The following is a 3,140-nucleotide window of genomic DNA, read 5'->3' as shown; positions in this document are numbered from 1 at the left end:
GGCGCGGCGCTGCTGGTGCCGGGCAGCCTGGCGCTGATCAGCGCGAATTTTCCCGATGCGCAGCGCGGCCGCGCGATCGGCACCTGGTCGGCGTTCAGCGGCATCGCCGCGGCCGTCGGGCCGGTGGTCGGCGGCTTCCTGATCGACCACTCGTCCTGGCGCTGGGCCTTCGTCATCAACCTGCCGCTGGGCATCGCGCTGCTGCTGGTGTGCCGCGCCAAGGTGCCGCGCGACCGGCCGACAGCAGACCGCACGCCGCTGGACGTGGCCGGCGCGGTGCTGGGCACGGTGGGCCTGGCCGGCGTGGTGTTCGCCTGCATCGAGGCGCCGGGGCGCGGCTGGACTTCCGCGCCGGTGCTGGTGGCCGGCATCGCGGGCGCGGCGAGCCTGCTGGCGTTCGCCTGGACAGAGGCGCGCAGCCCGCATCCCATGCTGCCGCCGGCGCTGCTGCGCGTGCGCAACTTCGCCGGCGCCAACCTGCTCACCCTGCTGCTGTACGCGGCGCTGAGCGGCGGCCTGTACTTCCTGCCGCTCAACCTGATCCAGGTGCAGGGCTACAGCGCCGCGGCCGCCGGCTCCGCGCTGCTGCCCTTCGTGGTGATCCTGTTCCTGCTGTCCGGCTGGGCCGGCAAGCTGGTGGACCGCATCGGCGCGCGCACGCCGCTGGTAATCGGCCCGCTGATCGCAGGGGCCGGCTTCGCGCTGTTCGCGCGGACGGGAATCGGCCTCGTGTACTGGCGCGAGCTGTTCCCCGCCGTGTGCGTGCTGGGGCTGGGCATGGCGATCACCATCGCGCCGCTCACCACCACCGTGATGAACGCGGTGGACGGCGCGCACGCGGGGCTGGCCTCGGGCATCAACAACGCGGTGTCGCGCACCGGCGGCCTGCTGGCCATCGCCGTGTTCGGCATCCTGATGGCGACCAGCTTCGCACGCACGCTGGACGGCGAACTGACGCGCAGCGCGGTGCCGCCCGCATTGCGCGCCGAGGTGCTGGCGCAGCGCCACCAGCTGGCCGCCATCCGCGTGCCGGCCGGCACCGACGCTGGCGCGGCGCGCGCCGTGCAAGAGGCCGTGGGCATGGCCTTCGTCGCCGGCTTTCGCCACGTGATGCTGGTGTGCGCGGCGCTCGCGCTGCTGAGCGCGCTCAGCGCCTGGCTGATGATCGGCCGCGCTGCACCGGCGGCCCGCAAGACTTCCTGAGGGGCGCTTCAGAGGCCGTAGTAGTCCTCGCCGGATTGCCGCAGCGGCAGGCCGGTTTCCTTGGCGGTGATGCCGATCACCCATTCGGCGAACAGGCTAGCCTCGAGCGAGGTGTTCTTCACCAGCTGGAAATGGTTGGGGCAGAAGGTGGCGTCGGTGCGCGGCACCGACTGCCCGGGCGCGAACCGCGCGTTCCAGTAGGCCAGCTGCGGGCGAAACGGCTGGGTCCAGTCGGGTGCGAGATCCTCGCGCACAATGTGGACGTGCGCGGGCGCGATGCTGCGGGTGACAGCGCCGCGCACCGCCCGCACCGTCTTCGCGGCGTTCGGCAGCTTGCCGGTCAGGTGGATGTCCACCAGCAGCGAAAACGGGTCGACGTCGGTGGCCAGCCGGAACGCGATGGGGACGTTGCCGCCCATGATGCGCGGATTGACCTCCACCAGCACCGGGCCCTTGGGGCCGTAGATCACCTCCACGTGGAAGATGCCGACGTCCAGTCCCAGGCAGCGCACCACGCTGAGCGCGTACTCGCCAAGTTCGGTGGCGGTGCGCTCGGACACCGGCGCCGGCACGACGCTGCCGAGCTCGACGAACGGATCGTCGGTGCAGCGCTTGCGCCACGTCATCGTCATCACCTTGTGCTCGCCGCCGCCCGCGGCGACTTCCGCCGAGAACATCGGGCCTTCGGCGAACTGCTCGATCAGGGTCTCGCCGCGCGACAGCACGCGCTCCACGCCCGAGGGCATGCCCAGGTCCTGGTCCAGCGTGGCGAAATAGGGCTCGAAATCCTCCGGTTTCCTGATCTTGGCCGCGTCGATGCTGGCGCAGCCGCGGTTGGGCTTGGCGATCAGCGGGTAGCCGAGCCGTTCGGCCTCGCGCCGCGCCGCGGCGATGTCCTCCACCACCGCGAAGCCGACCGAGCGGATGCCGTTCTCGGCCAGGCGCTGGCGGCACGCAGCCTTGTCCTGCGCCAGCGCCACCGCGTCGGGGTTGGTGCCCGGCAACTCCAGGCGCCGGGCCACGCGCGCCACCACGGCGGCGGTGAAGTCCAGCGGCGTGAGCACCGCGGCCAGCCCTTCTTCGCGCTTGAGCTTGAGCAGGGTCTGGTACAGCGCCTCCTCGTCGAGGGTGGAGTCGATCTCGATCACGCGGTCGGTGTAGGCGGGCTGGCGCACCGTGTCCAGACCGCCGATCAGGGCGGCGAACGACTGCGAGCCGATGTAGGTCACCTGGTGGCCGGCGCGCTTGGCCGCGGCAGGCGCGCCCAGGCCGACGGCGTTGCTTTCGACGAAAGCGATGTGCATAGTTATCTCCCTTGCTGTGTCATTGCGAAACCGAAGCCGGTGCGGCCGCTGCGGCGCGCCGGGCCAATCCATACGCCACCGCCGGCACCAGCAGGCCCAGCAGCAGCACCGCGCCGGTGACGGCCCCCAGGCCGACCCGGTCCGCCACCCAGCTGCCCGCGAGCGAAAAGCACACCATGGCGCCCATCGCCATCGCGTTGGTGTTGGCGACGATGGTGCCCATGCGCGCCGCCGGGGCCGCGGTGATGATGTAGCGCAGGTGCACGCAGAACGCAACCTCGAAGCCGAACGCGAACAGCGCATAGGTGAGCAGGCCGGGCACCTGCGCGGTGATGAGCGCGAGCGGCACCAGGAACAGCATCGGCGCCAGGTGCACCAGCGGCCCGACCACCGCGTAGCGGTTTGCCGCCAGCGAGAACCGCGCGGCGGCGAACGCGCCGGCGATGTAGGCCACGTTGGTCAGTGTCTGCACCAGGCCGATGGCCGCCTCGGGCAGGCCCAGCTGGCGCACCGGATAGGCCGAGCGCGCGATGTTGTGGAAGCCCTGGTACAGGCAGATGGCGGCGATGAAATAGACGATGGCCGAGCGCAGCCGCGCATCGTCGGCGGCCTGCGCCGCGGCCGGCCTGCGCG

3 protein-coding genes are annotated in these 3,140 nt (G+C 71.7%); 1 reads left to right on the top strand and 2 read right to left on the bottom strand.

Annotated elements, in window-relative coordinates:
• Positions 1-1,203: MFS transporter (locus tag H0U68_RS11405; RefSeq protein ID WP_296355639.1), on the top strand; the 1,203-nt coding region annotated here is incomplete at its 5' end.
• Between the two features lie 8 nt (positions 1,204-1,211).
• Here H0U68_RS11405 and H0U68_RS11400 read toward each other — a convergent pair.
• Positions 1,212-2,507: an ATP-grasp domain-containing protein gene (locus H0U68_RS11400; RefSeq protein WP_296355637.1), complete on the bottom strand. Its 1,296-nt coding sequence runs from the start codon at positions 2,505-2,507 to the stop codon at positions 1,212-1,214.
• A gap of 19 nt (positions 2,508-2,526) precedes the next feature.
• Positions 2,527-3,140 (bottom strand): hypothetical protein (locus H0U68_RS11395; RefSeq protein WP_296355634.1); only part of this gene is annotated, 614 nt, incomplete at its 5' end.

Origin of the sequence: Ramlibacter sp. (assembly GCF_013697775.1) — a bacterium.
In the GTDB taxonomy this organism is placed as follows: domain Bacteria; phylum Pseudomonadota; class Gammaproteobacteria; order Burkholderiales; family Burkholderiaceae_C; genus Ramlibacter.
The sequence above is the reverse complement of the archived record's forward strand: the minus strand, read 5'-3'. Positions and strand labels throughout refer to the sequence as shown.

Bases quoted from the DNA above. Each gene is read 5' to 3' on its own strand.
- H0U68_RS11400 (WP_296355637.1), bottom strand. From the start codon at position 2,507: ATGCACATCGCTTTCGTCGAAAGCAACGCCGTCGGCCTGGGCGCGCCT.